This window comes from Paenibacillus sp. DS2015 (assembly GCF_050433705.1).
Lineage (GTDB): Bacteria > Bacillota > Bacilli > Paenibacillales > Paenibacillaceae > Paenibacillus_AQ.
The window spans coordinates 55883-79525 of record NZ_JBNPWS010000006.1 but is presented as its reverse complement, the minus strand read 5'-3'; the positions used below and the strand labels follow the sequence as shown (position 1 = coordinate 79525).

Genomic DNA, 23643 nt, shown 5'->3' with positions numbered 1-23643 from the left:
TATTTAATAAAGCGCCCCCGAAAATTCGGAGGCGCTGTGGTATAACATACACCTTATTGGTGTTTAGAGATCATGTTCTTCAATGCTTCTTTAGAATTCAATCCAACCACTTTATCTACCGGTTGACCGTCTTTAAAGAAGATCAATGTTGGGATACTCATTACACCGAAGCGAGAAGCTGTTTCAGGATTTTCGTCGACGTTCAACTTTGCAATCTTCACATCGTCACCTAATTCAGTAGCTAGTTCATCCAAGATTGGAGCAATCATCTTACAAGGACCACACCAAGGCGCCCAAAAATCAACCAAAACCGTTCCTTGACCTCCTACTTCTGTGCTGAAGGACTGATCGGATACATTAACAATTGCCATGATATTACTCCTCCTTATAGGAAAGTTATAGAATTTCAAACTGATACGTCTTTGTGGACAGTTATAAGTATATCACATTATTATAGTCAATGTGAAATCTGTTTTTTCAAAGTTTATAGATATTCTTTACAAAATCTTGGGAAATTGGTTATACTTATTGCAACTCTGGTCTCCTTTGTCTATGATACTTATCATGTACAAAAGAAAGGACCTTTATGAGGGGGAATTGTTCATGGATACTAACGTACATTTCAACGATGCACGAGACCATGTGAATGAAGAGCCACGAAATGATCTATTCGATTTAATAGCTGGTGTTGGTGGAATGGCTGGTTTTATGACTGTTATTTTCGCCGCAATGGTTATTATCAAGTTCATCATCTCAGGTTAACATGCATCAAGCAAGAAATATAAGTCATTATATTTCGAAAAAGGTCTGATCTCCTTCATGTAAGAGAGAGCAGGCCTTTTTTTTACATTTAAATGAAGATGCAACACCTAAATCAGTACTTTCAAAAGAATGATGAATAGCCGCTTTGCGCATGGATCGTCCAATTTGAATCGCTGTTTCCTTCGCTACGCCTACCCTAGACGAAGAGATTTAGACTTAACTCTTTCCACGTTGGTTCTCTCCATGCAGATACACTACATCTACGAATGGAGAAATACGATCCATTAATCTTTGACCCTTATTGCCCTCTTCTCCATCCTTATTGGTGAAACTTAAATGCTTCTCCAGACCCTCAAGCGTATAATTGGATGTATAAAAGGTGGGCTTCCGATTCATTCTATAATTCAAAATTGAGCCCATGATATGATCTCTTGCCCATGGATTCAAATTCTCTGCTCCAATGTCATCAAAGATCAGAAGATCACAGTTCTTCATGATTTCTGTGCTTTCCTTTAGCTTCTGATTATCTGTCATCATCGACTTCAAATCTTCCACGAATTCAGGCATATATACAATCACGCCGGTATGTCCAGCAATAGCAAGCTCATGTAGTAAATAACTCATCAGAAAGGTCTTTCCCGTTCCAAAAGAACCGTAAAGATACAACCCACGCGTGGAAAGACCCTTTTCTTTCGTATCTTCAATATACCGGAACACTTGATTCACGGCCGGGGCACGAAGCCGATCTTTACTCATTATTTCAACTTCATTATAACCCTCATTCAAGGCGCGTTCATCAACATAAAAGCTACGAATTCTCTTCTTCACCTGATCCTCATGTTGCTTAGTTCTATGCAGAGCACAAGGAACCTTACGTTCATATATCTCCGATGCACCATTCACAATCTGCACTTCTAACTTACTATAATGTCCCTGAAAATCGTTAGGACAACGTTCAAGTCCTTGACAGTTATCACAATTACGCTTGTCACCAATATATTGATATAACCGACTCATATTTAATTTTAACGTCGAATCATCCAGTTCAGGGTGTTGCTCCCGAAGTTCCTTCACAAGTGGATTGTTCATGACTTCATTAGTAATTTCTTGTGATTGTTTGCGAAACGACGGATTCTTCATTTGTCGAAGAAGATCACCTATTGATTCCATTGACAAGTCCTCCTTCCCACATAAGTTAAGATTGATATCTTTTACGCGCCGCCCTTTTTCTTATTCGCTTGCATCTCAGCTGCCATCTTCATCATCTGTTCAAATTCTTCCTCAGATACCGTGTTATCCTCCCCATTGTCCTGAACAATAGGAATCTCGGGCTTCATCTTCACGGCCTTACCATACGATCTGGCCCGTCCACCTCCAGATGCCGCGGCGGCAGCTTGCTTACCTTTTACTTTCGATTGATCCTTAATATACTGTACAGCTTTCTCGTACGAATGAACCTGCTTAAGGAGCATGTTAGAAGCAATAGCCTCCACGAAATTACGGTTAATGCGCTGATCACCATCAGCAGACATGAGAGACATCAGATAATGAATTAACACATTGATGACTTCTCCAGGCAATTTATAGCTAAGATCAATTTTTTCAAATATATCAATTAAATTATCAGGCACTGAGCCTGGAAAGAATGTCTTGAGTAATTTCGTATAGGGTTCATTCCGAAGCATCATATTATATTGATGAATGTCACACTTCGTCTTGAACTGCATAGGAACTTCAACATAGTACTCCATTTGCACAGCGTGCTCCAGCTGAAGTGCACCCTCTGAATTCTCCTCATTCTGACGAATGGCAACAATCTTGCCGCTTAACACTTCACGTTGCTCTTGGCGTTTCTTCCCTTGACGGAAATGTAGATTCGCTTGGTGTTGAAGTTCATCGACCTTAATGTCCCCCTCAGGAGTGAATATACCATCCTCATCCAATAATCGGCATAAATCCTGCACACTAAGATCGTATTTATTCACGACATAATTGATTGTACCCATCTGCTCGAAGTTGAAGCGAAGTTTCTCTACGAAATGTCGATTGGCAGAGCCACGTGGGAAGCGAAGAATAATTTCGGCATAGTTCAGACCGCCGCCTTCTTCTCCAAATTGTATTCCGGGCTGTCTCGTGGTAGAGACTTCAGTTAAAGCCTGCTCCAACTCATAATCGATAACATGCGTATTGAGTTCAAAAATATCATAGAAAGGTACCGAAATATTTTCTTTATTCCGCGAAGTACCTGTCCATTCCTCAGGTTCCTTTGCCCAAAGTTCTTCCCGCAAGGAGAGAACAGCAAATTTACCAATTTTGTCACGCAGCAGAAGTGTTAAATGCTGTGTATTAAAAAATTCCGTAGGTGACAAAGGCGCCTGCAATTCATATTCGTACATATAATCATCGCTCTCAGGAACATAAATACGACTGGTTTGCAAAAGACCTACCGCTTCCAATTTAGAAGTCTGCTCGACAAGAAATTTCCGACCTGTTTCACTTGGCTCGAGCCCTAATGTTAGGAAAAGACCTCGCTGTTGTTCTGTATGCGAATAACCTATTTTCTCAATGGGAACCTGTTGAAATAGTAATTGATACAAGCTAATAGCGAACGCTCCGACCATGGGCTGGTATGTGTTGCTCAACATTCTGTTATCCAGACTGCTAAGACAGAAATCACGATAAACGCAGTATCTATGATTCTCTGTATAATGTAATAGACTCTTCATGCGCATCGGTTAACCCCCCATCATTTATATAGACTTCTTCCATTCTAACATAAATCCTCAGCAACGTTCGACGTAATTCGTGTTAAATACTGACAACAAAGCAGCCCTTCCTAAGGAAGAGCTGCCTCTCAATGTTTATATCCTTTAGTACATCTTGTATCCGGCGTTGCGCAGTTTCTTAATTGCCCATCCACTCAGTAAAGCCCCTACTAATCCAGCAATACCCGTGAAATAATCGACCATTTGGAATGAGCCTAGGTGACTCCATAACGTGTTGTTTCGATCCCACAAGGAATACACAACGATGGGTAAGATCACAATAATAAATAAATAGGACGGAAACCATGTTGTCTTCATTAACATATTAAGAATGAATCCAATGCCGAACATCATAACAAAGAACAATACCATCAGCACAAGCACAGGAATAAATTGCATTCTGACCAGTTCACCTCATCTTTATTGAGCCTGTTCTATTAACTATGTCACAGACAATACAAGCTAGTAGATAGTTTACTAAAAAAATTATAACGAAGCAACGAACATTTCATGAAGCGCGTGTTCAAAAAGACAGATTTGTAGCACTAAAAGCAAATGCTTACGATGCTGCGTTTATTCAAAACGCTTCAGATGGTGTCATCGTTTGCTCTAATCATTCTTAATGGGATACAATAGTAAGCAAAGTTAAAGGAAGCTACATACCCTTAGGAGTGATAAATCATATGTCAGAGGTTGCCTTAACATTAGAAGGTTGGTACGCACTACATGATTTCCGTTCTATTAATTGGACAGCTTGGAAGTCTGCTGATGATGAAGATCGAGCGATGGCGCTTGATGAACTTCAAGCATTTATTCAGGATTGGTCTGAGATTGAGGCCAGCAAACTAGGGAGCAGCACAGTGTACACGATTGTTGGTCAAAAAGCCGACTTTGTATTCATGCACCTTCGTGAAACGTTAGAGGAGTTAAATGCTGTCGAGACTGCTTTTAACAAAACAACATTTGCTCAATATACAACCAAAGCTTATTCATATGTAAGTGTTGTTGAACTGAGTAACTATATGGGTGGTGCAAGCGGTGGAGATCCGATGGAGAATCCAGATGTCATCGCTCGCTTGAAACCAACCTTACCTAAGAATAAATATATTTGTTTCTATCCAATGAACAAGAAACGTGATCTAGACGATAACTGGTACATGCGTAGCATGGAAGATCGTAAATCAATGATGCGTAGCCACGGTATGATTGGACGCAGTTATGCAGGTAAAGTGAAGCAGATTATCACAGGTTCCGTAGGTCTTGATGATTGGGAATGGGGCGTAACCCTATTCTCCGATGATGCGCTTCAGTTCAAGAAACTTGTATATGAAATGCGTTTCGACGAAGTTAGTGCTCGATATGGTGAATTTGGTGCATTTTACGTGGGTAGCCTGTTAAATGAACAATCTTTTGAAGAATTACTTAAATTGTAATTAGATAATACATGAATAGCTTTAATACAAACGATGCCTTATCCAGCTTCAGAACTGGAGAAGGCATTTTTGTATAAACACCTTATACAAGAAGGGTTTGCCATCGCTCAATTGGAGGCAAACCCTTCTTGTATTTCGTTATTCCTCTTCTTCATCCTTTAAAGAGTTTAGGAATTCCACTGTCGCTGCGTCCCTAGCTCTGCCCTTATCCTTCAACCTTTCAATAGCAGGAAGAATAAGAATATCCACCTCTTTTTGAATGGTATAAGCTAGGTCGTAGGACTCCTGCGACTCTAGATAAGAGCCAACTTCCATTAATGCATTGTACCGATCCAGTTCATCTCTCGTAAGCAGTCCGCGGACTTGAACGCTGCAATGGCGCATATTATAGGAATCTTCCCTTTCTTAGCATCAACGGAATACCCCCAATAGTAATGAGATATCTCATATCAACCACTTTTTTCAGTTGCGCGGCACTCCAACCTTTTAACAATTTATCACCGATAACAGCAATACCTTCGCCTTTACCAAGCGATGCAACGGTACCTTTATTACTGAATTCAAATTTCTTAAGTGGTTTATTACGAATCGTAGATACGACATTCTTTGCCGTACACACACCTTGTTGCATAGCAATTTGTGCCGTAGGTGGATATGGACGGCCTTCTGGATTCATCACAAGTGAATTATCGCCGATAATGAACACATTGTCATATCCTGGTGCACGTAAATGCTCATCCACTTTGACACGGCCTCTCATCGTTTCGAAACCAGCAGCTTCGATCATATGATTCCCGCGAATCCCTCCAGTCCATATTACAGTAGCTGCCTTGATCTCTTCACCTGTTGCTAGTAATACGCCTTCTGGTGTACATTCTTTGATCGCAATACCAATCTTGAATGTAACGCCTTTTTTTCTAAGCACATCCATCGCATACTCAACAAGTTCAGGCGCAAATCCAGGTAAGGCCGTCGGAGCTGCTTCACAGTTATAAATATTCACAAGATGTGGATCAACATCATACTCCTTACATAGTTCAGGAATACGGTCTGCTAGCTCAGCTACGAATTCAATCCCACTAAATCCAGCTCCACCTACAACAAAATTAATGCGTTCTTGTGGACTCTTCTCATTCTTATATAGTGCAAATTGATATTCGATATGTTTGCGGATCAAGCGTACCGAGTTAATGCTGCGGATGGTCATCGCATACTCATCAAGTCCTGGAATACCAAAACTTTCAGGTTCCCCACCTAGAGCAATAATTAAATGATCATATGAAAGAGTTCCATCTACCAATATTACCTTTTTCTCTTGCGGACGAATTTCTTTTACCGAGGACTTTACTAGGTCAATCTTAAATTCGTCAATCAACTTAGAAATAAAGACACGTGTATTTTCAATGCTGTCTGTACCTGCAGCAGGCATATGCAAATGGGTTGTAATATAATGGTAATCATGACGATTAACTAACGTCACGTCGGCTTCATTGTAATTCAATTCTTTTTGAAGACGTTGTGCCGTTAGAATTCCTCCATATCCAGCACCAAGAATTACTATTTTAGGTATGTTACTCATGATCTGATTTTACTCCTTCCAAATATCTATCTTTTTTCTCTCTCTATATATAGAAGGAACTAATTATGTAATCGAGCTAGTTCAATCTATATAGCATACTGTCTTTCTCGCTTAGTGAAAATATACACATTAATAGCGTGAGATACTCCATCATTCGGAGAAATGAGGCATTTCTCACATCCATTTTAAATGCTGACTCAGATTTCATCAAAAAATAATAAATGAGCCTGATCATGAATGATTATTTGTTCGAAGATAGACGAATTGCAACTTAACATACTATAGAAATACTAGCTATTTTGGGCCAAAAGATCAAGTGTTATTTCATGTTAAACCTCATTTATTGGTCTATTCTAGCTTAGTTTCATGTAAAGAATTACAAAATCCATTATTTTTATTTGTGTTTTGACAAATCTGAACTTTGCAGATATGCCTGGCCAGATTATAATGAATAAGATGATATGAACTACAACACTTTTCCTTGGAGGTGCTTTACCTAATGATATTCCCACAAACTGGTGATGAAATATCCGACTTGATCATTATTGGAGGCGGTCCAGCAGGTATGTTTGCTGCATTTTATGGTGGAATGCGACAAGCGTCCGTAACTATAATTGAAAGTATGCCACAATTGGGTGGACAACTTGCTGCGCTATATCCCGAGAAATACATCTACGATGTCGCTGGATTCCCTAAAGTGACTGCACAAGAGCTTGTAAATAATTTGTCCAAGCAAATGGAGCATTTCAATCCCACTTTGCGACTTGAAGAAAAGGTCGCCTCTGTTGAGAAGATCGAGGAACGTCACTTTGTCGTAACCACGGATAAAGGTAAATACGCTTCTAAAGCTGTTATCATTACTGCAGGTGTTGGTGCATTCGAGCCACGCAGACTTGAATTAGAAGGTGCAGATCGCTTTGAGAAGAAGAACCTCCATTACTTCGTGAATGACCTCAACGCTTTTAAAGGTAAAAAAGTACTTATTAGTGGCGGTGGTGACTCCGCTGTAGATTGGGCGCTTATGCTAGAACCTATAGCCGAACAAGTAACACTCATTCATCGTCGTGATAAGTTCCGCGCCCATGAACATAGTGTTGAGAACTTAATGGCCTCTAAGGTGAACATTATAACACCTTCAGAGATTGTAGAGCTTCACGGCGAAGAAACGATCACCAAAGTAACTCTTTCCCATATCAAGACTAAAGAAACACAAGAGATCGAAGTGGATGATGTTATTGTTAATTTCGGGTTTATATCTTCATTAGGACCTATTGCAGAGTGGGGCATTTCTATTGAGAGTAATTCAATCGTGGTGGATACACGTATGGAGACTAATATCCCAGGGATTTTCGCTGCTGGAGATATTACAACGTACCCGGGTAAACTGAAACTCATCGCTGTTGGTTTTGGCGAGGCTCCGACAGCTGTTAATAATGCTAAGGTGTACCTTGATCCTGATGCACGTCTTTCACCAGGTCACAGTAGTAATATGAAACTGTAAAAACAACTATATCATTTGTATAACGATAGAAATAGGGTATCCTACTTGACGATCTGTGCTACAGCCGTCTTTAGGATACCCTTGTTATTTGTGTTATGTCATGTAAGTAATTAATGTATGGACACCTCCGTAAGTCTAATAAAGATACGAAAACGTTCCATTAACGTGAGCTATGCTATAACTACACCATGATAAGTTCTTGAGATTGTAATTTGCGTTTGTGTATTTCAGCTAGCAATAACGTTATGAAATCATGCTCAAGCTTTAAATCTATTGCTAGATAATAGGATTCCAACAGCATTTCATCACTTAGTATAGCCATTTTCCTCACAACCTTTCCTCTTATTTCCTGAATCTATCATATCAAAGAATTGATAACGGAACAAGCGTTCGCTTTATCCACAAGCAGCTGTGGAGATCCTGTGTATAATTTGTTGGTAAGTCCATTAAGGCTAGTTAAACAGCAGTGGATATTGTGGATAATTGTTATACACAGGCTATCCAAACCTCAAAAAATGTCAAAAATTATTTTCTTTTTTTGGAATATATATACTATTTAACCCAATTACACATTATCAAACTATTAAACTTCAAATATATTATTAGGATAATATCAGCTTTTGAGGAATGCATGGAACAACTCTAGGATCAGTCAGCAGCGCTTGGTCTCTATCTATTTGCTCACTAATTGTCTTCCCACCACTCTTAGCACCTCCTCCTTGGCCGATAACACTTAACATAGTCGCAAACCTAGCATATTTCTTGTATGATTGTCTATGAACATGACCCTAATTCGGAAATGTCTGTACCAAATCATTCCAATAGAAATATTGGCTTACATCTATAAATCAGATATACTATGGAATAAATAATAAAGGGGGTTGGAATCAAGTTGGCACAGTTATTCGAAATATTGTACTGGATCGCCATCGTCGGCATGTCTGCTACACTTGCTTTAACGACCGCTATGATCTTTGCCATCGGCTTTAAGTTTATAAAGAACAAACGAAGTATTCTCGGCATGAGCTGTATTGCCTTTTCAATAGTAACAGCTTCTATGATCGTCCTGATGATCAATCACACATTTATAGCCCCTGTGTCCTAGCTATTTTTCAAACACCCACCTTATTCCTTATTTATCGGAATATAAGCGGGTTTTTTTTACCTTTTTCACACAATATTTATAATTGATACCTATTTTTTACTATTTAAAGGCTTTTCTCCAGCATTTAATAGGCCTATGGTAGGAACTTTTCATGATTTTATCCAGTAAAACAACAAAAATAACCTCCAAGAAACGTAAGTGTATTCACACTACAGTCTTGGAGGTTAACTTCATAACCAACATTACCAACTTAAAATGAATAAACACTTGGTACGTGTACAGTTTAAACCCTTCCTAACACTCACCCTCAGCAGCTGGTTTACCCGCATCCAGCGCCGTACGGAAGCTTGATCCACACCCACACGTGGCGGATGCATTCGGGTTGTTGATGGTAAAGCCTCCAGACATGCCGGATTCCTCGAAGTCGATTTCTAACCCATCCAAATACTTAATACTTTCTTTATCCACGACAATCTTCATATCGTTCACATTCATATATAGATCATTCTCTGTCTCATCATCATCAAATCCCATTGCGTATGAGAAACCGCTACATCCACCTGGCTGTACGCCAAGACGAAGAAACATATTGGGAAGTTCTTGTTCAGAGAGCATTACTTTTAATTGATCTGTTGCTGTTTCGCTAATATTAATCATGGTTCAACCTCCTTCTTTATATCCTACCTACTTATTATACTTACCAGAAACAAGTGTTGTTCAAGGTAACAAATCCTAAATTATTTCTATATGTTCCTATCTCAAGTATACCCTACAACCTCATTGCTCTCAAGTGAATCAGTGAAGTTCATATTAGTCAACCCCCTCTTTTCCTCTTCATCATATTGCGAAGCTTACAAACAGAGGTCTATAATGAGAAGGAATGTAATTAGGATAATTGTCATTATTTATTCACATATAGACTAGGGTCTATTGAACAGGAGGAATGAACACGATGTCTACACTTATAACGCCTTTTACAGATAACAAAATGACCGCGATCATAGAGAAGGTTCAGAACGGAGAGCGTCTTTCCATTGAAGATGGTGTCTTTCTTTATGAAAGTGATGATATTTTGACATTAGGGCAGTTAGCTAACCAAGTTAACTTACGTAAAAATGGTAAGAAAGTATATTTCATTGAAAACATGAGCCTTTATTTCACAAACGTATGTGAATCTTATTGTGCTTTCTGTAATTTCCGTAAAGACCAAGGGGAAGAAGGATCCTACACCCTTTCAGGTGAAGAGATGGTTAAATACGTGGATCAACATATTCATCCAGGTATTCGCGAATTCCATATTGTTGGGGGTCATAATACACATGTTCCTTTCCAATACTATGTAGACTCGCTACAAACTTTAACTGATCACTACCCCAATGTAACTTTAAAAGCTTACACTGCAGCTGAGATTGAATTCTTCACACGTATAAGCGGCCTCAGTACTACGGAAGTATTAAAAAGTCTTCAGAAGGCTGGGTTACAATCCTTAACGGGTGGTGGAGCTGAAATTTTGTCAGATCAATACCGGCAAAAAATGAAGGTTGATAAAGCGAATGTAGAACAATACTTAGACGTGCATCGTTCCGCTCACCAATTAGGAATGAAGACACACACAACCATGTTATACGGTTCCATCGAAAGTAAAGAAGATCGCATTCGGCATATGGTTCAAATTCGTGAGCTTCAAGACGAAACTAATGGATTCATGGTATTCATTCCATTGTCAATGCAACCTAAGAATAAAAATGCGGGTATTATGCGTCGTAACTCTGCTTACGAAGATCTTAAGACCATCGCTATTAGCCGCCTCATGTTAGACAATATTGACCATATCAAAGCCTATTTCATTAACATCGGTGCTCAGTTAACTCAAGTAGCCTTAAGCTTTGGCGCTTCTGACGTACATGGTACCATCATTAATGAACGAATTAGCCATGCAGCAGGTGCTTTAACTCCCGATGGTCTAACACGTAAGGAATTAATTTGGCTCATCAAAGGTGCTGGACGTATTCCTGTTGAACGTGACACATTCTATAATGAGATCGAGGTATTCGAATAACAAGCCAATATCAGCAATGTATAGATAAAGAGGGGTCTTATTATGAGGAAATTGGTGGTGCTTGGCGGAGGTTATGGAGGGCTTGCTATCATTCAAGAGCTGCTGAATAACCATCTTCCTGCAGATGTGGAATTAATATTAGTCGATCGTATGCCTTTTCAAGGGCTCAAGACAGAATATTATGCTTTAGCCGCTGGAACAGCATCTGATTACGATTTACGTGTTTCCTTTCCAGTACACCCTAAACTCAGCATCAAATATGGTGAAATCACTTCGATTGATCTTGAAGGTAAAAGAGTGCTCTTATCGCAATCAGAAGATATTATAGAATATGATTACTTAGTTATCGCTTTAGGTTGTACTGATAGTTACCATGGTATTGAAGGTGCTGAGGACTTCACTAGAAGTATTCAGACGTTCTCAAATACTCGTCACACCTATCAACAATTGAACAATGTGAAGCCTTATGGGATCGTGAATATCGTTGGGGGAGGCCTCAGCGGTGTCGAGCTGGCAGCAGAGCTCCGTGAGAGTCGACCTGATCTTAATATCGCCATTCTTGACCGTGGCAGTCGAGTATTATCCGCCTTTCCATCTAAATTATCAGTCTATGTGGAACATTGGTTTCAGTCACATGATGTCGATACTCGATCTCAAATTTCAATATCGCGTGTAGAAGATGGTGCTCTGTATAACGGGGATGAAACCATTCTCAGTGATGAGACGATATGGACCGCAGGTATTCAACCTGTCAAGGTCGTACAGAATCTCCTTATTGCTAAAGATCGGGGTGGACGTGTAATACTGAATCCCTTTTCTCAAATACCGGAATATCCAGATGTTTATGTCATTGGTGACTGTGCAAGTCTTCCCTTCGCTCCAAGTGCACAAGCTGCTGGCGCTCAAGCAGAGCAAGTAGCTCATGTCATTCACGCTTTGTGGCGAGGAGAAACACCTAAACTGAATGCTCTCCACCTCAAAGGTACATTAGGAGCCCTAGGCAAAAAGGCTGGATTCGGACTTATGGGTAAAACATCCGTTATGGGAAGAGTGCCACGTATCCTTAAAAGTGGTGTACTCTGGTTATCTAAACGTCATTTCGGTTAGTCTATCTCTAAGTTATCCCAGGCTTCCGCTTCCTTGATTTTTTCTATAATGGCAATATATAATTCATCGGAGCTGTTCGCTGACACAATCTCACCATCAACCATAGCATAGGGCATCATGTAGCATTGACCACAGTTGCTCAGACAGCCATACTCAATGACATCATAATCAGGATTGGCCTCCAACTTACTCATCACTTCATCCGTACCAAAATGCATATTATTGGTGCAAAATTCTATTATAGGTCTCATATTCTTATCACCTGCTCAGTTAGCCATTTTATTTTGTGTTCATTTATACTATAATAACACTTAGGAAGGAGTTGAACAAAATGAGCGAAAATGCACAAAGTACCATGTATGATGAGGTATTAGAAGTGTTGGATAAACTTCGTCCGTTCCTACAACGCGATGGCGGTGACGTAGAATTGGTTGATGTAGAAGACGGCATCATAAAACTCAGATTAATGGGTGCCTGCGGCAGTTGCCCAAGCTCCACCATTACTTTGAAAGCTGGGATTGAACGTGCACTTCTTGAAGAAGTTGAAGGTATACAAGAAGTTGTCCAAGTATTCTAAATCCTACATCTATAGAAATATAGAACAATATATGGTTAAAAATGAAGTCTTGGTGTTCTCGAAAGAGTCTACCAAGACTTTTTTTTATTATTTGATTTTTATGGCTCAAAGCAAAAATCAGCGGTTGACCGTAGAATATAGTGAAAACAGCGTTCCGTTTTGGGGGATGTTAACCTACAAAGAATACGTCGTCATTTATCCTTGATTACTTATCCAGGGCCTGATAGGATCTAGACCTCCAGAAATGTCCATGATGTTTCCTGTAATAAAGTCGGAATTCTGGTGACATAAGTATTGGATAACCCGTGCAATATCTTCCCCACTTCCAGGTCTCCCACGCGGAGTCTCCAAGTCCTCTATATGTTCAACCTCAGCAATTGTTTTTTCTTTGTTCAATCCCCTGATGTCTCCAGGACACACCATATTGACCGTAATACCATAGGGTGCCTCTTCCACAGCTAATGTCTTCGTAAATGAGACAAGGCCGGTCTTAGCTGCTGCATAAACAGCACGATGTGGCCAAGCTCTTGCCTCCCCTGCATGTCCGAATCCGAAATGAATAATCCGGCCCCAGTTCTTTTTGCGCATAGAGGGAATAACCAAATGGTCAAGTAACATGGCTCCAATCAAATTACCTTGGATAAGGGACATGATCTCAGTCTGTGTATACTCAAGAAATAATCTCCGTTCACGAATAAATGGACCCGCGTTGTTAACAACAATGTCTGGACTTTCAAGTTGTTTAGTCACTTTATCCACCAGCATTTCAAGCTGCTTCGGGTCAGATATATCTGCACGAACTGCAATACACTTCACACCTTTAGCTTGAATGGCAGCACGTAATTGTTCAGCCTCTGCGGCACTATGCACATAATTAAGAGCAATATGATAACCTTGATCGGCTAAGGCGAGCGCAGTTGTCTTGCCTAACCCCTTTGCACTCCCAGTAATAAGAGCTACTCTACCATTCAAGCCTTCTCCTCCTCCAAACAACCATGATACATTAAGTATAGAAGATTTAGGTCTACGCTACAAATAGAAATCCCGTAGAACCGAATCGGCTCTACGGGATTTGATTGGTAAATCGTATAATCGTTATATCAACCTTTTAAAGGGACTGTTCAAAAAGTCGACCTTTTACATTAAAATGCTGGGATAACCGCGCCTTTATACTGATCTTCTATAAATTTTCTCACATCTTCAGATGTAAGTGCCTTCGCCAACTTTTGAATGGCTTCGGAATCTTTATTATCTGGACGAGCTACTAGAATATTTGCATAAGGATTGTCTTTAACTTCAATGATAAGTGCATCGTTCACGGGATCTAGACCCGCATCAAGCACAAAGTTTGTATTAATAACAGCTAGATCTACTTCCTCTAATTGACGTGGCAAGATCGCTGCGTCGTTCTCTGTAATGACAAAATTTCTTGGGTTCTCCGTAATATCACTTAGTTTAGATTCAACTTTATTCTCATCCTGAAGCTTAATTAAACCATTTTTAGCTAGTAAACTAAGCGCTCGGCCACCATTGGTTGCATCATTAGGGATAGCGATTTTGGCACCATCAGGAAGCTCATCTATCGATTTGTACTTTTTGGAGTAGGCTCCAAGCGGCTCTACATGAACAGCAATAACAGAGACAAGATCCATACTGCGCTGCTTATTCTCTACATCAAGATAGGGTTGATGTTGAAAGAAATTAGCATCCAATTGTTTCTCAAATAACTGTGTATTGGGTTGAACATAATCTGTGAATTCTATAATCTCCAGATTGATGCCTTCCTTTTCTAGTACAGGCTTAATGTGCTTTAGAATCTCTGCGTGAGGTACTGCTGTAGCGCCTACCTTCAATGTTGCTTCATCACTCTTACCACATGCGGATAAAGCTACCACCAGTGCAAGACTTACTAAACCAAGTGTCCATTTCTTCATTTGTCAATTCCCCTTTTCTTCGATATGAATAATATGAATTATATGCGACCGAATTTCCATTCGGGTATTACCTTAATCACATAACGCTTATTTTCTTATAAAATGACGCACAACTCGATCGCCAACTACTTGAAGTAATTGTACTAATACGACCATCAGTGCTACGGATATCAACATGACTTCTGTCTCATAACGATAATAGCCGTAACGTATTGCTAAGTCACCTAATCCACCTCCGCCTACTTGACCCGCCATTGCGGTGTAGGACACAAGCATAACTATTGTAACCGTCATAGCTGCTAAGAGACCCGGTCTAGATTCTGGAAGTAGAACACGTAAAACAATCTGACTAGTAGAAGCTCCCATCCCCTCTGCAGCTTCAATAACACCACGATCTACCTCTGCTAATGCTGTCTCCACAAGCCGTGCGAAGAAGGGTGCTGCACCTACAACTAGCGGTGGAATGGTTCCTAGTACGCCCATAGATACCCCAACAATCCCTCTCGTAACAGGAATCATAGCCACAATTAGAATAATAAAAGGTACAGAACGCAATATATTTACAATGAAAGACAGGAGGGTATAAGTAACGCGTACTTTACGTGAAGCCGAACGTGAAGCAAGGTAAAGTATTACCCCGAGTGGAAGTCCTATAATAAAAGTAAATACAGCAGAGGCTCCCAACATACTCAATGTAGCTATTATGGCAGTTCCAATTTCATTCCATACAATTTCAGAAAAGTCTACCGCAAGAATCATGCCATCACCTCCACATCAAGACCTTGCTGAACAAGTTTATCAATTGTTCTGATAATACCTTCTTGTTCTCCCTCAAAACGTACAATCAATTGACCGTATGGCGTATCCTTGATCGTAGATATCGTTCCCTGTAGGATGGCAAAATCAACCCCCGTCTCTCGAACCGTCCTCGACAGTATCGAGCCATACGTGGTCTCACCTAGGAAGGTAATCTTAACAGCTTGTGAAAATGCAAGATGCGTCGCATGAATAGCTTGCTGTAACAGCTCATTACCACTAGCTTCGCCTCGAATAAATTCTCGTGTAACCACATGTTTCGGTTTAAGAAACACTTCGGTTACCGGTCCATACTCAACAATCCCACCCGCATGTATAACCGCAACGCGATCACAAATACTTTGAATAACATGCATCTCATGAGTGATGAGAACAATTGTTAGATTGAAGCGTTTATTTATGTCTAGCAATAGCTTCAGAATAGAATCTGTAGTCTGTGGGTCAAGCGCTGAAGTTGCTTCATCACACAGCAGTACTTCGGGATCACTTGCAAGTGCACGCGCAATCCCTACCCGTTGTTTCTGCCCACCTGAGAGCTGCGCTGGGTACTTATCACTATGCTCATCTAGCCCTACAAGAGCTAACAATTCATTCACCTTAGCTGCAATGGTTTCTTTAGAGGTATGAGCTATGCGCAATGGAAAGGCAATATTGTCATACACTGTTGCAGAGGATAGCAGATTGAAGTGTTGAAAAATCATCCCTATTCTTCGCCGTTCTTTCTGTAACTGCTGGGTATTCAGCGAAGTTAAATTGACGCCATCTACCCATACTTCGCCTGATGTGGGTCGCTCTAATAAGTTAATACATCGAATGAGTGTACTTTTACCAGCACCAGAGTGTCCGATAACTCCAAATATTTCACCCTTCTCAATTGAAAGATTCAAATTAGATAGTGCGGTAGTCACTCGATCGCCTTTACCGTACTCTTTCGTCAATTGCTTTAATTCAATCAATCAAGGTCTCTCCTTCGTAAATCTTACTGTTATTGACATATATTTCAAAGGGATTCAGGTAAAAAAATATAGAAAAAGCCCCTTTCACAGTATGAAAAAGGGCTCTCTTTGCGTAAAGACAATGCCATCTCATCTGCCAGACACGCTTGTTGTGCGATCTGTAGGAATTAGCACCATGACATCAAGGGAGAACATTCACTCTCCTTAATCGGTTGCCGGGCTTCATCGGGCCTATCCCTCCGCCTCTCTCGATAAGAAAAAATCCATATGAAATTATTATTGTTAGTATAGAATTTTTCAAGAAGATTGTCAAAAAGAAAAATCCACCTGTTATGTTAAATTAGCATCCGTATTTATGCTCCTGTTGTGCCATTGATCATAGATATAATGATAAGCGGCAGAAAGAGATTGGCAAATCATATCGATACCTAGCTTTAACTCCAACAAATGTTGATCCACATCTTCCAGCACGATTTTGTCGTGAAGCCCTTGGTGTCGTTGCCAGAGATCATCTTCCATCTCCGTATTCATATAATGAATTTCTGCATTCCTTCGTTTCCTCAGGATGTTAATAGGCTCACGATAATTATCCCTGATCGTTGATAACTGCCCACTTAAGGAATCGTGTTGCTTGTAGAGGGTCAGTTGACGTAGTACTGAAAAATACGAATATTGTGCTTTAACCTTTGCTGTCTGTAGATCATACTGCTCATTCAAGACCGTACCAAGCTTATCTAGCACAGAAAGGACACGAATAAATCCATTCTTATAGAAATATACATATCTTGAGTAATCCGTTTGCTCCGATTCTGTCATGTCATCCATAAATCCCATTTTTATAGATTTTCTAAAGAAGGAGGCCGCAGCGTAACTTTGCTCCAACTCCGAGAGTGAGAAAATAAGTCCCCGTGTCCAGATCTCTATCTTACGTAGATCATGCGTAGGGTCTTCGCTATCACTCATTTCCTTCTGTAATAGCTGGATCGTCTGTAGCATAGCTTGGTTAGCATCTTCCAGTAACGGATTGTTGTCCCCATGGGACAAATCTACAAGTAACTTACGCAGCATGGCAAGCGCTCCCTGATTATATTTGTGGAGAAGTCTACTGGAACTATCGCAACATTACGATGCCTCCTAGGGTTCACTTATATTACAGGGAAACCATGGATTAATGAGTTTGGTTCTTGATCATAGGTTTACTTAATTGCCACACTCTTACACTAAGATAACAAAGAACACCGAATAAGGAGGATACTAACAAGTTATGCAATAAGGCTGCAAACACATAAAGTTCAGGATTTCCTAGAGCGTAAATGATAAAAGCACCGCTGAATACCTGCATTAAGCATAAGGAAACCGCTGCAACACCTAACATTTGAAGTTCACGATTACCGTGATGTCTACGATATGCGAAGTGAGCCATGATAGCTATTAATATAAATAGCAATAGCGCAGCAAGTCTGTGAATGAAGGCAACTCTAACTCCACCTACCATTTCCGGAATCACTTCACCATTACAAAGTGGCCAACCGGAACAGCCCCCTGATGAATCTGTATGGCTAACATAAGCGCCAATATAGACTACTATGTAGCAGTAAATATTTGTTACCCATGTGAGATTACGGAAAGATATACTTACTCGTGGTAATATTACAAGTTCTACATCTACTATGGATTTAGATTTACTAACTCTCCTTATCCCTAATGCGAGCATAAGTGCACTGGCAAAAGCGATGAGTGAAAACCCAAAATGAAGGGCCTTAATGGCAGATGATTGATCCATGACCACCGCGAGAGCGCCCATGGTAGCTTGAACTAGAACGAACACTAAAGTCATTGCAGCATATACTCTTAAATCACGACGTTTGTTATACAGCCAGAATGCAATGACAGAAGCGAGCGCCAATAATCCTGCCATTCCGCTGACTAACCGATGTGAATATTCAATGAGCGACTCCACCGTGTGTGCTGGGATAAACTTACCATGGCACAACGGAAATTCATGACCACACCCAAGGCCCGATCCGGTCTTAGATACAAAAGTTCCTCCTACCGTAGCAAAAAACATGACAAAAAAAGTTAAATAACTCAACCATTTCAATTGCTTAACATTCAAATATCTCACCTGCTGATCAAATTGATAAACACATATATCATACTACCCAATTATACCTGATAAGTATAAGTCCCACATAGCCCTTATGTGACAAAATGTTCACAGAAAATCACGCCACTCATCTGAGCGACGTGATTTTCTTACTTGTGAATCGTACCATACACATCAACAGCCGTTTGTAGAAATTGCTCGATTTCCTCTTGAGACTTCCGAAGCTTGTTCACATACCGAACTAATTCTCTTCCGTCTGTATACGCTACAAAACTCGGAATTCCCAGTATGTTCTGTTCTTGACTTACAGTACCCACCTGATCTACATCTACTTCAACAAGCGTTAATTCGTGTGTAAATTTCTTCTCCACCTCAGGCATAAATGGATGAATATATTTGCAATCAGAACACCAATCTGCCGTAAATACTGCAACTGTTAATCTTGGAGATTGAATAGATACATCAAACTCTTCCTTCGAAGTTATCTTTTCCATTAATATCAGTCCTCTCAGTGTCGCTTTTATTTTATATAAGTGAATCAAAATAGAGAGTGGAAGTCAAACTTTTGACACATACTGTGGATAATACTCTAATCGGCTATACCAAATTATTTAGAAAGGAACATCATGATGCCTGATATCCATTCAATAAAACCCAACCGATTTACTGAGATTATAAGTCTTGTAAGCACGTATCCTAAAAATGCAACAGAAGTTGTCAAAGGTAAATACACCTGCTGGAGATTATCTCGTCGATTTCACAAACAACGCCGACCCTTACGATGGAATGAACAAACAGCCCAGATCATTCGCATGCAAGTGCTGAGGGTAAACGAAGATATTAATCGCTCATATGACAATTCTTTATACAAGCAAGACAGTAGTCAGCAATCGTTAACAGAGCAGGATTTCTCTATTTTACAACAAATTCGAGATGCCACCACTCAGGCCAATCGAAGTAATTTAACACGGACCAAAGCTTATTTAGCATGCTATGAAGCATATCCAGAGCTCCACTGGGCACTATTAGCCCATCTTGTATCTCGGAATGGTGGCTGGAATATGAGCGATCTCAAGGGCGGGTTAATGAACGACTTGATGACATCTCCTTTACGAGATGATATTTACCGAATGCTGGAACGTTGTAATGCACTTATTTTTCAAGATGCTTATCCACAGCTACAGCTCTACATGCATAGTAAACGTATCGGGAGCAGTTGTTTTCACCTCTTACCAAGCTTTCATACTTCAGCTTTCATGACTCCTTTTTGGAACAATTTCTGGATTGATCGGAACAGTGCGCTTTTAGCTGTCGGCCTCATTATTAATGAGCAACATTATATTGAAGAGCGCGTAGTTAAGCATAACTACTTCCAGAAAAATATTTTCCAAAGACCAGAGTATCGAATACAACATCTCGCTCATATCAATCAGATTTTATTTCCTTTAGGCAGAAGCAGCCTTACCGAATCCCCTCTCGATCGTACTACAGATCATGAACCTACTTGCGGATTAGTAGGCCTAGTACTTGAGAATTTCGCTGATTTAGATGAACGAATCAACCTTGGCAAAGCTCTATACGGTCTTCTATTTGGCTACAAAGAAGTGCTAGAACGAGTAACAATTTACGCCTTGCACACCGAACACCACGGTTCCCGCAGTGAGTACTGGCCTCAATTGTTCACCACTGACAAAGAAATAGCCCTGAACTCCCTACACGAGAGCTCAGAGCTATTAAAGCATGAATGGTTACCGCTTAAGAAGAGAATTTATAGCCCTATCCTAAATGATGTATGGTACGACATGCCGTATGATCCTATTCCTCGTTACGATTGGCTTCGGGATAAAAAAGAACTGACTTTATATATCTCTCAACCGCCAAGACCACTCTTCATTGAAATGAGTCATGCTCATCGGAATGCGATACACAAGACAAGCTTAGCCCATGATGTCATGGGCATGATGAACTGACTGCCTTTCATTACGATTCATCATCATGTTGTCGTGTTCTTAGCCGCGAAGATTGTAGTTTCATGAGGGGTGTAAATACTTTTCTAAGTATACGTGGATAACTCGCTAATTCTTGCTCCCTCAATACACCAAGTACAATAAGCAATACCAAATATACAACAACTACTACTCCTCCAACGATAAGACAGGTCAATAGAAACGCTAATCTACTCGGCATGATATGTACGAGCTGAATACCCGCTTGATTGAGTCCAAGTCCAACTCCTCCTGACACGGCCACGGTGATAAGGAAGCTCACCCAACGCGATCCAAGAATAGAGAAAGATACAATCTTCTTGAGGGCTCTCAAATTAAGTAAAGTGATGACTAAGAAACAGAGACCCGTTGCTGCGATAATCCCGTATATCCCAAAGAATGGAGCTAATAAATAACTGGCGCCAAACTTCACCACAATCCCTATCATGACATTTACCATGGATATTTTTGCTTTACCGATCCCTAGTAGAATAGCGTTGGATGTCATCATCGTAATTTGAAAGATCGTCCCAAACGTGAGCAACATAATAATTCCACTACTATCGAGGCTACTAAATAAAAGACCATTTACAGAATAAGATGCTGCACAAAGTGCGATAACAATAGGCATTCCCGTTAGAATAGCAATCCGCATCGCTAACGTAACCTGATGTTTTAGATGATCCTCATCACGCCGAGCAAACGCAGCAGAGATAATCGGTATAAGCGATGTACTCAGTGCAATGGCCAGAATAGGCGGAATACCAGCCACACTCTGAGCCCGGCTAGTCAGAATCCCTAGCAAATATGTTGCTTGGGCTTCACCCGTTTGAGGAATAAGCAAGCCTTTGATAATGGAAGAGTCAATAAAATTGACTACTGGAACGGCCAATGAAGACAACACGATCGGAATAGATAGTGTAAAAATATCCTTGTATATCCTCATCAAGGGTATGGTTGTATCGGGTCCATCTTGGAGGAGAGCAGCCTTGTCCTGCTTACGCAATTTGACCGTAAAGTACAGCATAACTCCAAATGCACCGATACTTCCTAACACCCCACCAAATGAGGCTCCAGCCGCAACCCAGCTATCACTATAATCCAAATTTAATAACACGAATGCCAGTATAATGGCTGTACCCACACGCGCAAACTGTTCAACGATCTGGGAAATTCCGCCGGCTGCCATGTTGTTGCGACCTTGGAAATAACCTCGCATCATAGCAATAGCAGGGAATAATAGTAAGGCTGGAGCAAGCGCACGGATCGCTAGTGCGGATTCCGGTACCTTTGCAACGTAGGTTGCATAATAAGGCGCACCGAAATACACCAACAGTGTCATAATAACCCCGATCACAGCAGCAAACAGTAAAGCTGCATGATAGACCCGCTGAGCCTCACCCGGTCTATCCAATGCATAACGCTCCGAGACCATTTTACTGAGTGTACTTGGAATCCCAGCCGTCGCCACCGTTAATAACATCAAATACACGGTATTAGCAATACCGAATGAAGCATTCCCGACACTTCCAAGCATATGCTCCAAAGGAACACGCTGTACAAGTCCGAGTACACGAGCAACTAAAGCCGCCGCTGCAAGAATAAGTGTACCTTTAATAAAAGATTCTTTTTTCGCCAAACCTTGTCCCTTCTTTCTATACTAAGCACCCATCCAAATAAAGAAAATAATGATCATACCAATCTGTAAAATCACCTTGACGACCATACTGCTAAATAAGCCCACCAAAGAACCCCAGCCTACTTTTACCGACTTCGATAACGAGGAACCCGATATCAATTCACCGACCAAGGCTCCAATAAACGGTCCAATAATAAGACCGAAGGCTGGAATGACAAAAGGACCAATAATAACACCGATCGTACTTAGAATAACCGATAGACGAGAACCTCCAAATTTCTTAGTTCCCCAGGCACCTACAATATAATCAGCTACAATAAGAACGACGACAATTAACGTCTGTATAATCCAGAACCATACTCCAAAGGCATCAAAGCCAAAAAACCAACCATATACAAAAAAGGCTGCATAGATAGCTAGTGCTCCTGGAAGAACTGGGAACACCGCACCCGCCAGTCCTATGCCAAACAAAGCAATAATGAGAATCCATCCGAGTATAGTCATTCTACTCCCAACTCCTATCCAAAGATATACTTCTGGATAACCTCTACAATTCCATCTTCGTTATTCGTTGCTACTACCACATCAGCTTCATCCTTCACAACCTGTTGCGCATTTCCCATAGCCACACCAAGACCCGCTTGCTGGATAACCGCTAGATCATTCATGCTATCCCCCACAGCGATGACTTCAGACATTTCGATCCCAAGTAACCGACATACTTCCAGAATCCCAGTTGCCTTGTTCACTCCTTGTGGGTTAATCTCCAAGTTAAACGGTGAAGAATTGGTAATTTCAAGCCCACCCATGTTCTGTAACTCCATCAGTATTTCATGACGGACGTCATGGTCCTCCGTGTGATAACCGAACTTAAGCCACTGCTCATTCTCAATCGGCTTCTGGATCCAATGCTCCTTGTTATAGACCGTATCCACTGAATAAGCCCAGAACCACGAATTCTTCCTTATCCCAATATCGTACATATCCTTAACTAATTGGACATCCATGTAAGAACGTCGATACAGATCGTGTGGTGCCTTCCATACCTCACTTCCATTCACAGTAACCATAGGCGTAGAAAGCCCTAGTTGCTCACCGTAAGGCAAAGCGCTAGCGAAACCTCGCCCTGTAGACAAACAGACGTGTATGCCATGTTCAACAGCTTTCTTAATCCATATTACTGTCTCTGGGGATATCTCATGATCATCTCTAAGTAATGTGCCATCCATATCTAGTGCCAACAATTTGTATTTATTACTCACAGTAATCCCCCTAATTCTCTCTGCAATTCTACCCTTTAAATGCGTAGTTGACTTTT

General features: G+C 40.6%; 27 protein-coding genes and 1 riboswitch. Of the genes, 8 read left to right on the top strand and 19 right to left on the bottom strand.

Annotation, left to right across the window (positions count from 1 at the left end):
- Nucleotides 1-53 precede the first annotated feature (53 nt).
- Nucleotides 54-371, bottom strand: coding sequence for a thioredoxin (trxA, locus tag J2T13_RS07765; protein WP_429369952.1), 318 nt, complete (start codon nt 369-371; stop codon nt 54-56).
- A 232-nt stretch (nt 372-603) separates the two neighbouring features.
- Between trxA and J2T13_RS07760 the strand changes: the two genes are divergently transcribed.
- Nucleotides 604-762, top strand: coding sequence for a YqzM family protein (locus J2T13_RS07760; protein WP_429369951.1), 159 nt, complete (start codon nt 604-606; stop codon nt 760-762).
- A 216-nt stretch (nt 763-978) separates the two neighbouring features.
- Here the strand turns inward: J2T13_RS07760 and dnaI are convergent, their stop codons facing one another.
- From dnaI to J2T13_RS07745, 3 genes are all read right to left on the bottom strand, one after another.
- Nucleotides 979-1932 carry a primosomal protein DnaI gene (gene dnaI, locus J2T13_RS07755; RefSeq protein WP_429369949.1) on the bottom strand — a complete coding sequence of 318 codons (954 nt, stop codon included), beginning with the start codon at nt 1930-1932 and terminating at the stop codon, nt 979-981.
- A gap of 41 nt (nt 1933-1973) precedes the next feature.
- A complete protein-coding gene (locus J2T13_RS07750; RefSeq protein ID WP_429369947.1) occupies nt 1974-3494 on the bottom strand; it encodes a helicase DnaB in 1521 nt (506 codons plus the stop codon).
- 138 nt (nt 3495-3632) lie between these two features.
- Nucleotides 3633-3926, bottom strand: a complete 294-nt coding sequence (locus J2T13_RS07745; protein WP_429369945.1) for a YuiB family protein — start codon at nt 3924-3926, stop codon at nt 3633-3635.
- A 284-nt stretch (nt 3927-4210) separates the two neighbouring features.
- Here J2T13_RS07745 and hemQ point away from each other — a divergent pair, with 284 nt between their 5' ends.
- The gene (gene hemQ, locus J2T13_RS07740; RefSeq protein ID WP_429369944.1) at nt 4211-4960 is read left to right on the top strand and encodes a hydrogen peroxide-dependent heme synthase; all 750 of its coding nucleotides are present in this window, start codon (nt 4211-4213) and stop codon (nt 4958-4960) included.
- A 138-nt stretch (nt 4961-5098) separates the two neighbouring features.
- Here the strand turns inward: hemQ and J2T13_RS07735 are convergent, their stop codons facing one another.
- Nucleotides 5099-5344, bottom strand: a complete 246-nt coding sequence (locus J2T13_RS07735; RefSeq protein ID WP_429369942.1) for a hypothetical protein — start codon at nt 5342-5344, stop codon at nt 5099-5101.
- A 1-nt stretch (nt 5345) separates the two neighbouring features.
- Entirely contained in the window at nt 5346-6539 is a 1194-nt protein-coding gene (locus J2T13_RS07730) for an NAD(P)/FAD-dependent oxidoreductase (protein ID WP_429369940.1), read from the bottom strand.
- A 499-nt stretch (nt 6540-7038) separates the two neighbouring features.
- Between J2T13_RS07730 and J2T13_RS07725 the strand changes: the two genes are divergently transcribed.
- Nucleotides 7039-8040, top strand: coding sequence for an NAD(P)/FAD-dependent oxidoreductase (locus tag J2T13_RS07725; protein ID WP_429369938.1), 1002 nt, complete (start codon nt 7039-7041; stop codon nt 8038-8040).
- Between the two features lie 181 nt (nt 8041-8221).
- Here J2T13_RS07725 and sda read toward each other — a convergent pair whose 3' ends face one another.
- On the bottom strand, nt 8222-8362 hold the full coding sequence (gene sda, locus J2T13_RS07720) for a sporulation histidine kinase inhibitor Sda (protein WP_429369936.1): 141 nt from the start codon (nt 8360-8362) through the stop codon (nt 8222-8224).
- 570 nt (nt 8363-8932) lie between these two features.
- Here sda and J2T13_RS07715 point away from each other — a divergent pair.
- Nucleotides 8933-9145 carry a hypothetical protein gene (locus tag J2T13_RS07715; RefSeq protein ID WP_429369935.1) on the top strand — a complete coding sequence of 71 codons (213 nt, stop codon included), beginning with the start codon at nt 8933-8935 and terminating at the stop codon, nt 9143-9145.
- A gap of 294 nt (nt 9146-9439) precedes the next feature.
- Here J2T13_RS07715 and J2T13_RS07710 read toward each other — a convergent pair whose 3' ends face one another.
- Nucleotides 9440-9802: a HesB/IscA family protein gene (locus J2T13_RS07710; protein ID WP_429369933.1), complete on the bottom strand. Its 363-nt coding sequence runs from the start codon at nt 9800-9802 to the stop codon at nt 9440-9442.
- A gap of 295 nt (nt 9803-10097) precedes the next feature.
- On the opposite strand from J2T13_RS07710, the gene mqnE reads away from it, so the two are divergent.
- Together mqnE and J2T13_RS07700 are read left to right on the top strand one after the other, a co-directional pair.
- Nucleotides 10098-11204 (top strand): aminofutalosine synthase MqnE, encoded by a 1107-nt coding sequence (mqnE, locus tag J2T13_RS07705; protein ID WP_429369932.1) that lies wholly within the window; start codon nt 10098-10100, stop codon nt 11202-11204.
- A 42-nt stretch (nt 11205-11246) separates the two neighbouring features.
- On the top strand, nt 11247-12311 hold the full coding sequence (locus J2T13_RS07700) for an NAD(P)/FAD-dependent oxidoreductase (RefSeq protein ID WP_429369930.1): 1065 nt from the start codon (nt 11247-11249) through the stop codon (nt 12309-12311).
- Here J2T13_RS07700 and J2T13_RS07695 read toward each other — a convergent pair.
- Nucleotides 12308-12562: a YuzB family protein gene (locus J2T13_RS07695; protein ID WP_429369928.1), complete on the bottom strand. Its 255-nt coding sequence runs from the start codon at nt 12560-12562 to the stop codon at nt 12308-12310. The genes J2T13_RS07700 and J2T13_RS07695 overlap by 4 nt on opposite strands.
- 80 nt (nt 12563-12642) lie before the next feature.
- Between J2T13_RS07695 and J2T13_RS07690 the strand changes: the two genes are divergently transcribed.
- The gene (locus J2T13_RS07690) at nt 12643-12888 is read left to right on the top strand and encodes a NifU family protein (RefSeq protein ID WP_044875793.1); all 246 of its coding nucleotides are present in this window, start codon (nt 12643-12645) and stop codon (nt 12886-12888) included.
- A gap of 195 nt (nt 12889-13083) precedes the next feature.
- Here J2T13_RS07690 and J2T13_RS07685 read toward each other — a convergent pair whose 3' ends face one another.
- From J2T13_RS07685 to J2T13_RS07655, 7 genes are all read right to left on the bottom strand, one after another.
- Nucleotides 13084-13860, bottom strand: a complete 777-nt coding sequence (locus J2T13_RS07685; protein ID WP_429369926.1) for an SDR family oxidoreductase — start codon at nt 13858-13860, stop codon at nt 13084-13086.
- 170 nt (nt 13861-14030) lie between these two features.
- Nucleotides 14031-14822 carry a MetQ/NlpA family ABC transporter substrate-binding protein gene (locus J2T13_RS07680; protein WP_429369924.1) on the bottom strand — a complete coding sequence of 264 codons (792 nt, stop codon included), beginning with the start codon at nt 14820-14822 and terminating at the stop codon, nt 14031-14033.
- An 87-nt stretch (nt 14823-14909) separates the two neighbouring features.
- Nucleotides 14910-15578 carry a methionine ABC transporter permease gene (locus J2T13_RS07675; RefSeq protein WP_429370183.1) on the bottom strand — a complete coding sequence of 223 codons (669 nt, stop codon included), beginning with the start codon at nt 15576-15578 and terminating at the stop codon, nt 14910-14912.
- Nucleotides 15578-16594 carry a methionine ABC transporter ATP-binding protein gene (locus tag J2T13_RS07670; protein WP_429369922.1) on the bottom strand — a complete coding sequence of 339 codons (1017 nt, stop codon included), beginning with the start codon at nt 16592-16594 and terminating at the stop codon, nt 15578-15580. The genes J2T13_RS07675 and J2T13_RS07670 overlap by 1 nt, the downstream gene beginning before the upstream one ends.
- A 126-nt stretch (nt 16595-16720) precedes the next feature.
- Nucleotides 16721-16852: riboswitch (SAM riboswitch) on the bottom strand.
- A gap of 72 nt (nt 16853-16924) precedes the next feature.
- Entirely contained in the window at nt 16925-17662 is a 738-nt protein-coding gene (locus J2T13_RS07665; RefSeq protein ID WP_429369920.1) for a Cthe_2314 family HEPN domain-containing protein, read from the bottom strand.
- Nucleotides 17663-17762: 100 nt separating this feature from the next.
- On the bottom strand, nt 17763-18710 hold the full coding sequence (locus J2T13_RS07660) for a COX15/CtaA family protein (protein ID WP_429369918.1): 948 nt from the start codon (nt 18708-18710) through the stop codon (nt 17763-17765).
- Nucleotides 18711-18850: 140 nt separating this feature from the next.
- Nucleotides 18851-19195 carry a thioredoxin family protein gene (locus tag J2T13_RS07655; RefSeq protein ID WP_429369916.1) on the bottom strand — a complete coding sequence of 115 codons (345 nt, stop codon included), beginning with the start codon at nt 19193-19195 and terminating at the stop codon, nt 18851-18853.
- Nucleotides 19196-19327: 132 nt separating this feature from the next.
- Here J2T13_RS07655 and J2T13_RS07650 point away from each other — a divergent pair, with 132 nt between their 5' ends.
- Nucleotides 19328-20671, top strand: a complete 1344-nt coding sequence (locus tag J2T13_RS07650; RefSeq protein ID WP_429369914.1) for a DUF2515 family protein — start codon at nt 19328-19330, stop codon at nt 20669-20671.
- A 10-nt stretch (nt 20672-20681) separates the two neighbouring features.
- Here J2T13_RS07650 and J2T13_RS07645 read toward each other — a convergent pair whose 3' ends face one another.
- Genes J2T13_RS07645 through J2T13_RS07635 form a run of 3 tightly spaced genes read right to left on the bottom strand, consistent with a single transcriptional unit; the run spans nt 20682 to nt 23587 of the window.
- On the bottom strand, nt 20682-22325 hold the full coding sequence (locus J2T13_RS07645; protein ID WP_429369912.1) for a putative polysaccharide biosynthesis protein: 1644 nt from the start codon (nt 22323-22325) through the stop codon (nt 20682-20684).
- Between the two features lie 21 nt (nt 22326-22346).
- Nucleotides 22347-22829, bottom strand: a complete 483-nt coding sequence (locus J2T13_RS07640) for a DUF456 domain-containing protein (RefSeq protein WP_429369910.1) — start codon at nt 22827-22829, stop codon at nt 22347-22349.
- A gap of 14 nt (nt 22830-22843) precedes the next feature.
- On the bottom strand, nt 22844-23587 hold the full coding sequence (locus tag J2T13_RS07635) for a Cof-type HAD-IIB family hydrolase (RefSeq protein WP_429369908.1): 744 nt from the start codon (nt 23585-23587) through the stop codon (nt 22844-22846).
- Nucleotides 23588-23643: the final 56 nt, after the last annotated feature.

Excerpts from the sequence above, each read along its gene's own strand:
- J2T13_RS07760 (WP_429369951.1), top strand. The coding sequence starts at position 604 with ATGGATACTAACGTACATTTCAACGATGCACGAGACCATGTGAATGAA.
- dnaI (WP_429369949.1), bottom strand. The coding sequence starts at position 1,932 with ATGGAATCAATAGGTGATCTTCTTCGACAAATGAAGAATCCGTCGTTT.
- J2T13_RS07665 (WP_429369920.1), bottom strand. The coding sequence starts at position 17,662 with ATGCTGCGTAAGTTACTTGTAGATTTGTCCCATGGGGACAACAATCCG.
- J2T13_RS07640 (WP_429369910.1), bottom strand. The coding sequence starts at position 22,829 with ATGACTATACTCGGATGGATTCTCATTATTGCTTTGTTTGGCATAGGA.
- hemQ (WP_429369944.1), top strand. The coding sequence starts at position 4,211 with ATGTCAGAGGTTGCCTTAACATTAGAAGGTTGGTACGCACTACATGAT.
- J2T13_RS07680 (WP_429369924.1), bottom strand. The coding sequence starts at position 14,822 with ATGAAGAAATGGACACTTGGTTTAGTAAGTCTTGCACTGGTGGTAGCT.
- J2T13_RS07650 (WP_429369914.1), top strand. The coding sequence starts at position 19,328 with ATGATGCCTGATATCCATTCAATAAAACCCAACCGATTTACTGAGATT.
- trxA (WP_429369952.1), bottom strand. The coding sequence starts at position 371 with ATGGCAATTGTTAATGTATCCGATCAGTCCTTCAGCACAGAAGTAGGA.
- J2T13_RS07690 (WP_044875793.1), top strand. The coding sequence starts at position 12,643 with ATGAGCGAAAATGCACAAAGTACCATGTATGATGAGGTATTAGAAGTG.
- J2T13_RS07730 (WP_429369940.1), bottom strand. The coding sequence starts at position 6,539 with ATGAGTAACATACCTAAAATAGTAATTCTTGGTGCTGGATATGGAGGA.
- J2T13_RS07725 (WP_429369938.1), top strand. The coding sequence starts at position 7,039 with ATGATATTCCCACAAACTGGTGATGAAATATCCGACTTGATCATTATT.
- J2T13_RS07700 (WP_429369930.1), top strand. The coding sequence starts at position 11,247 with ATGAGGAAATTGGTGGTGCTTGGCGGAGGTTATGGAGGGCTTGCTATC.
- mqnE (WP_429369932.1), top strand. The coding sequence starts at position 10,098 with ATGTCTACACTTATAACGCCTTTTACAGATAACAAAATGACCGCGATC.
- J2T13_RS07735 (WP_429369942.1), bottom strand. The coding sequence starts at position 5,344 with ATGCGCCATTGCAGCGTTCAAGTCCGCGGACTGCTTACGAGAGATGAA.
- J2T13_RS07695 (WP_429369928.1), bottom strand. The coding sequence starts at position 12,562 with ATGAGACCTATAATAGAATTTTGCACCAATAATATGCATTTTGGTACG.
- sda (WP_429369936.1), bottom strand. The coding sequence starts at position 8,362 with ATGGCTATACTAAGTGATGAAATGCTGTTGGAATCCTATTATCTAGCA.
- J2T13_RS07745 (WP_429369945.1), bottom strand. The coding sequence starts at position 3,926 with ATGCAATTTATTCCTGTGCTTGTGCTGATGGTATTGTTCTTTGTTATG.
- J2T13_RS07655 (WP_429369916.1), bottom strand. The coding sequence starts at position 19,195 with ATGGAAAAGATAACTTCGAAGGAAGAGTTTGATGTATCTATTCAATCT.
- J2T13_RS07710 (WP_429369933.1), bottom strand. The coding sequence starts at position 9,802 with ATGATTAATATTAGCGAAACAGCAACAGATCAATTAAAAGTAATGCTC.
- J2T13_RS07750 (WP_429369947.1), bottom strand. The coding sequence starts at position 3,494 with ATGCGCATGAAGAGTCTATTACATTATACAGAGAATCATAGATACTGC.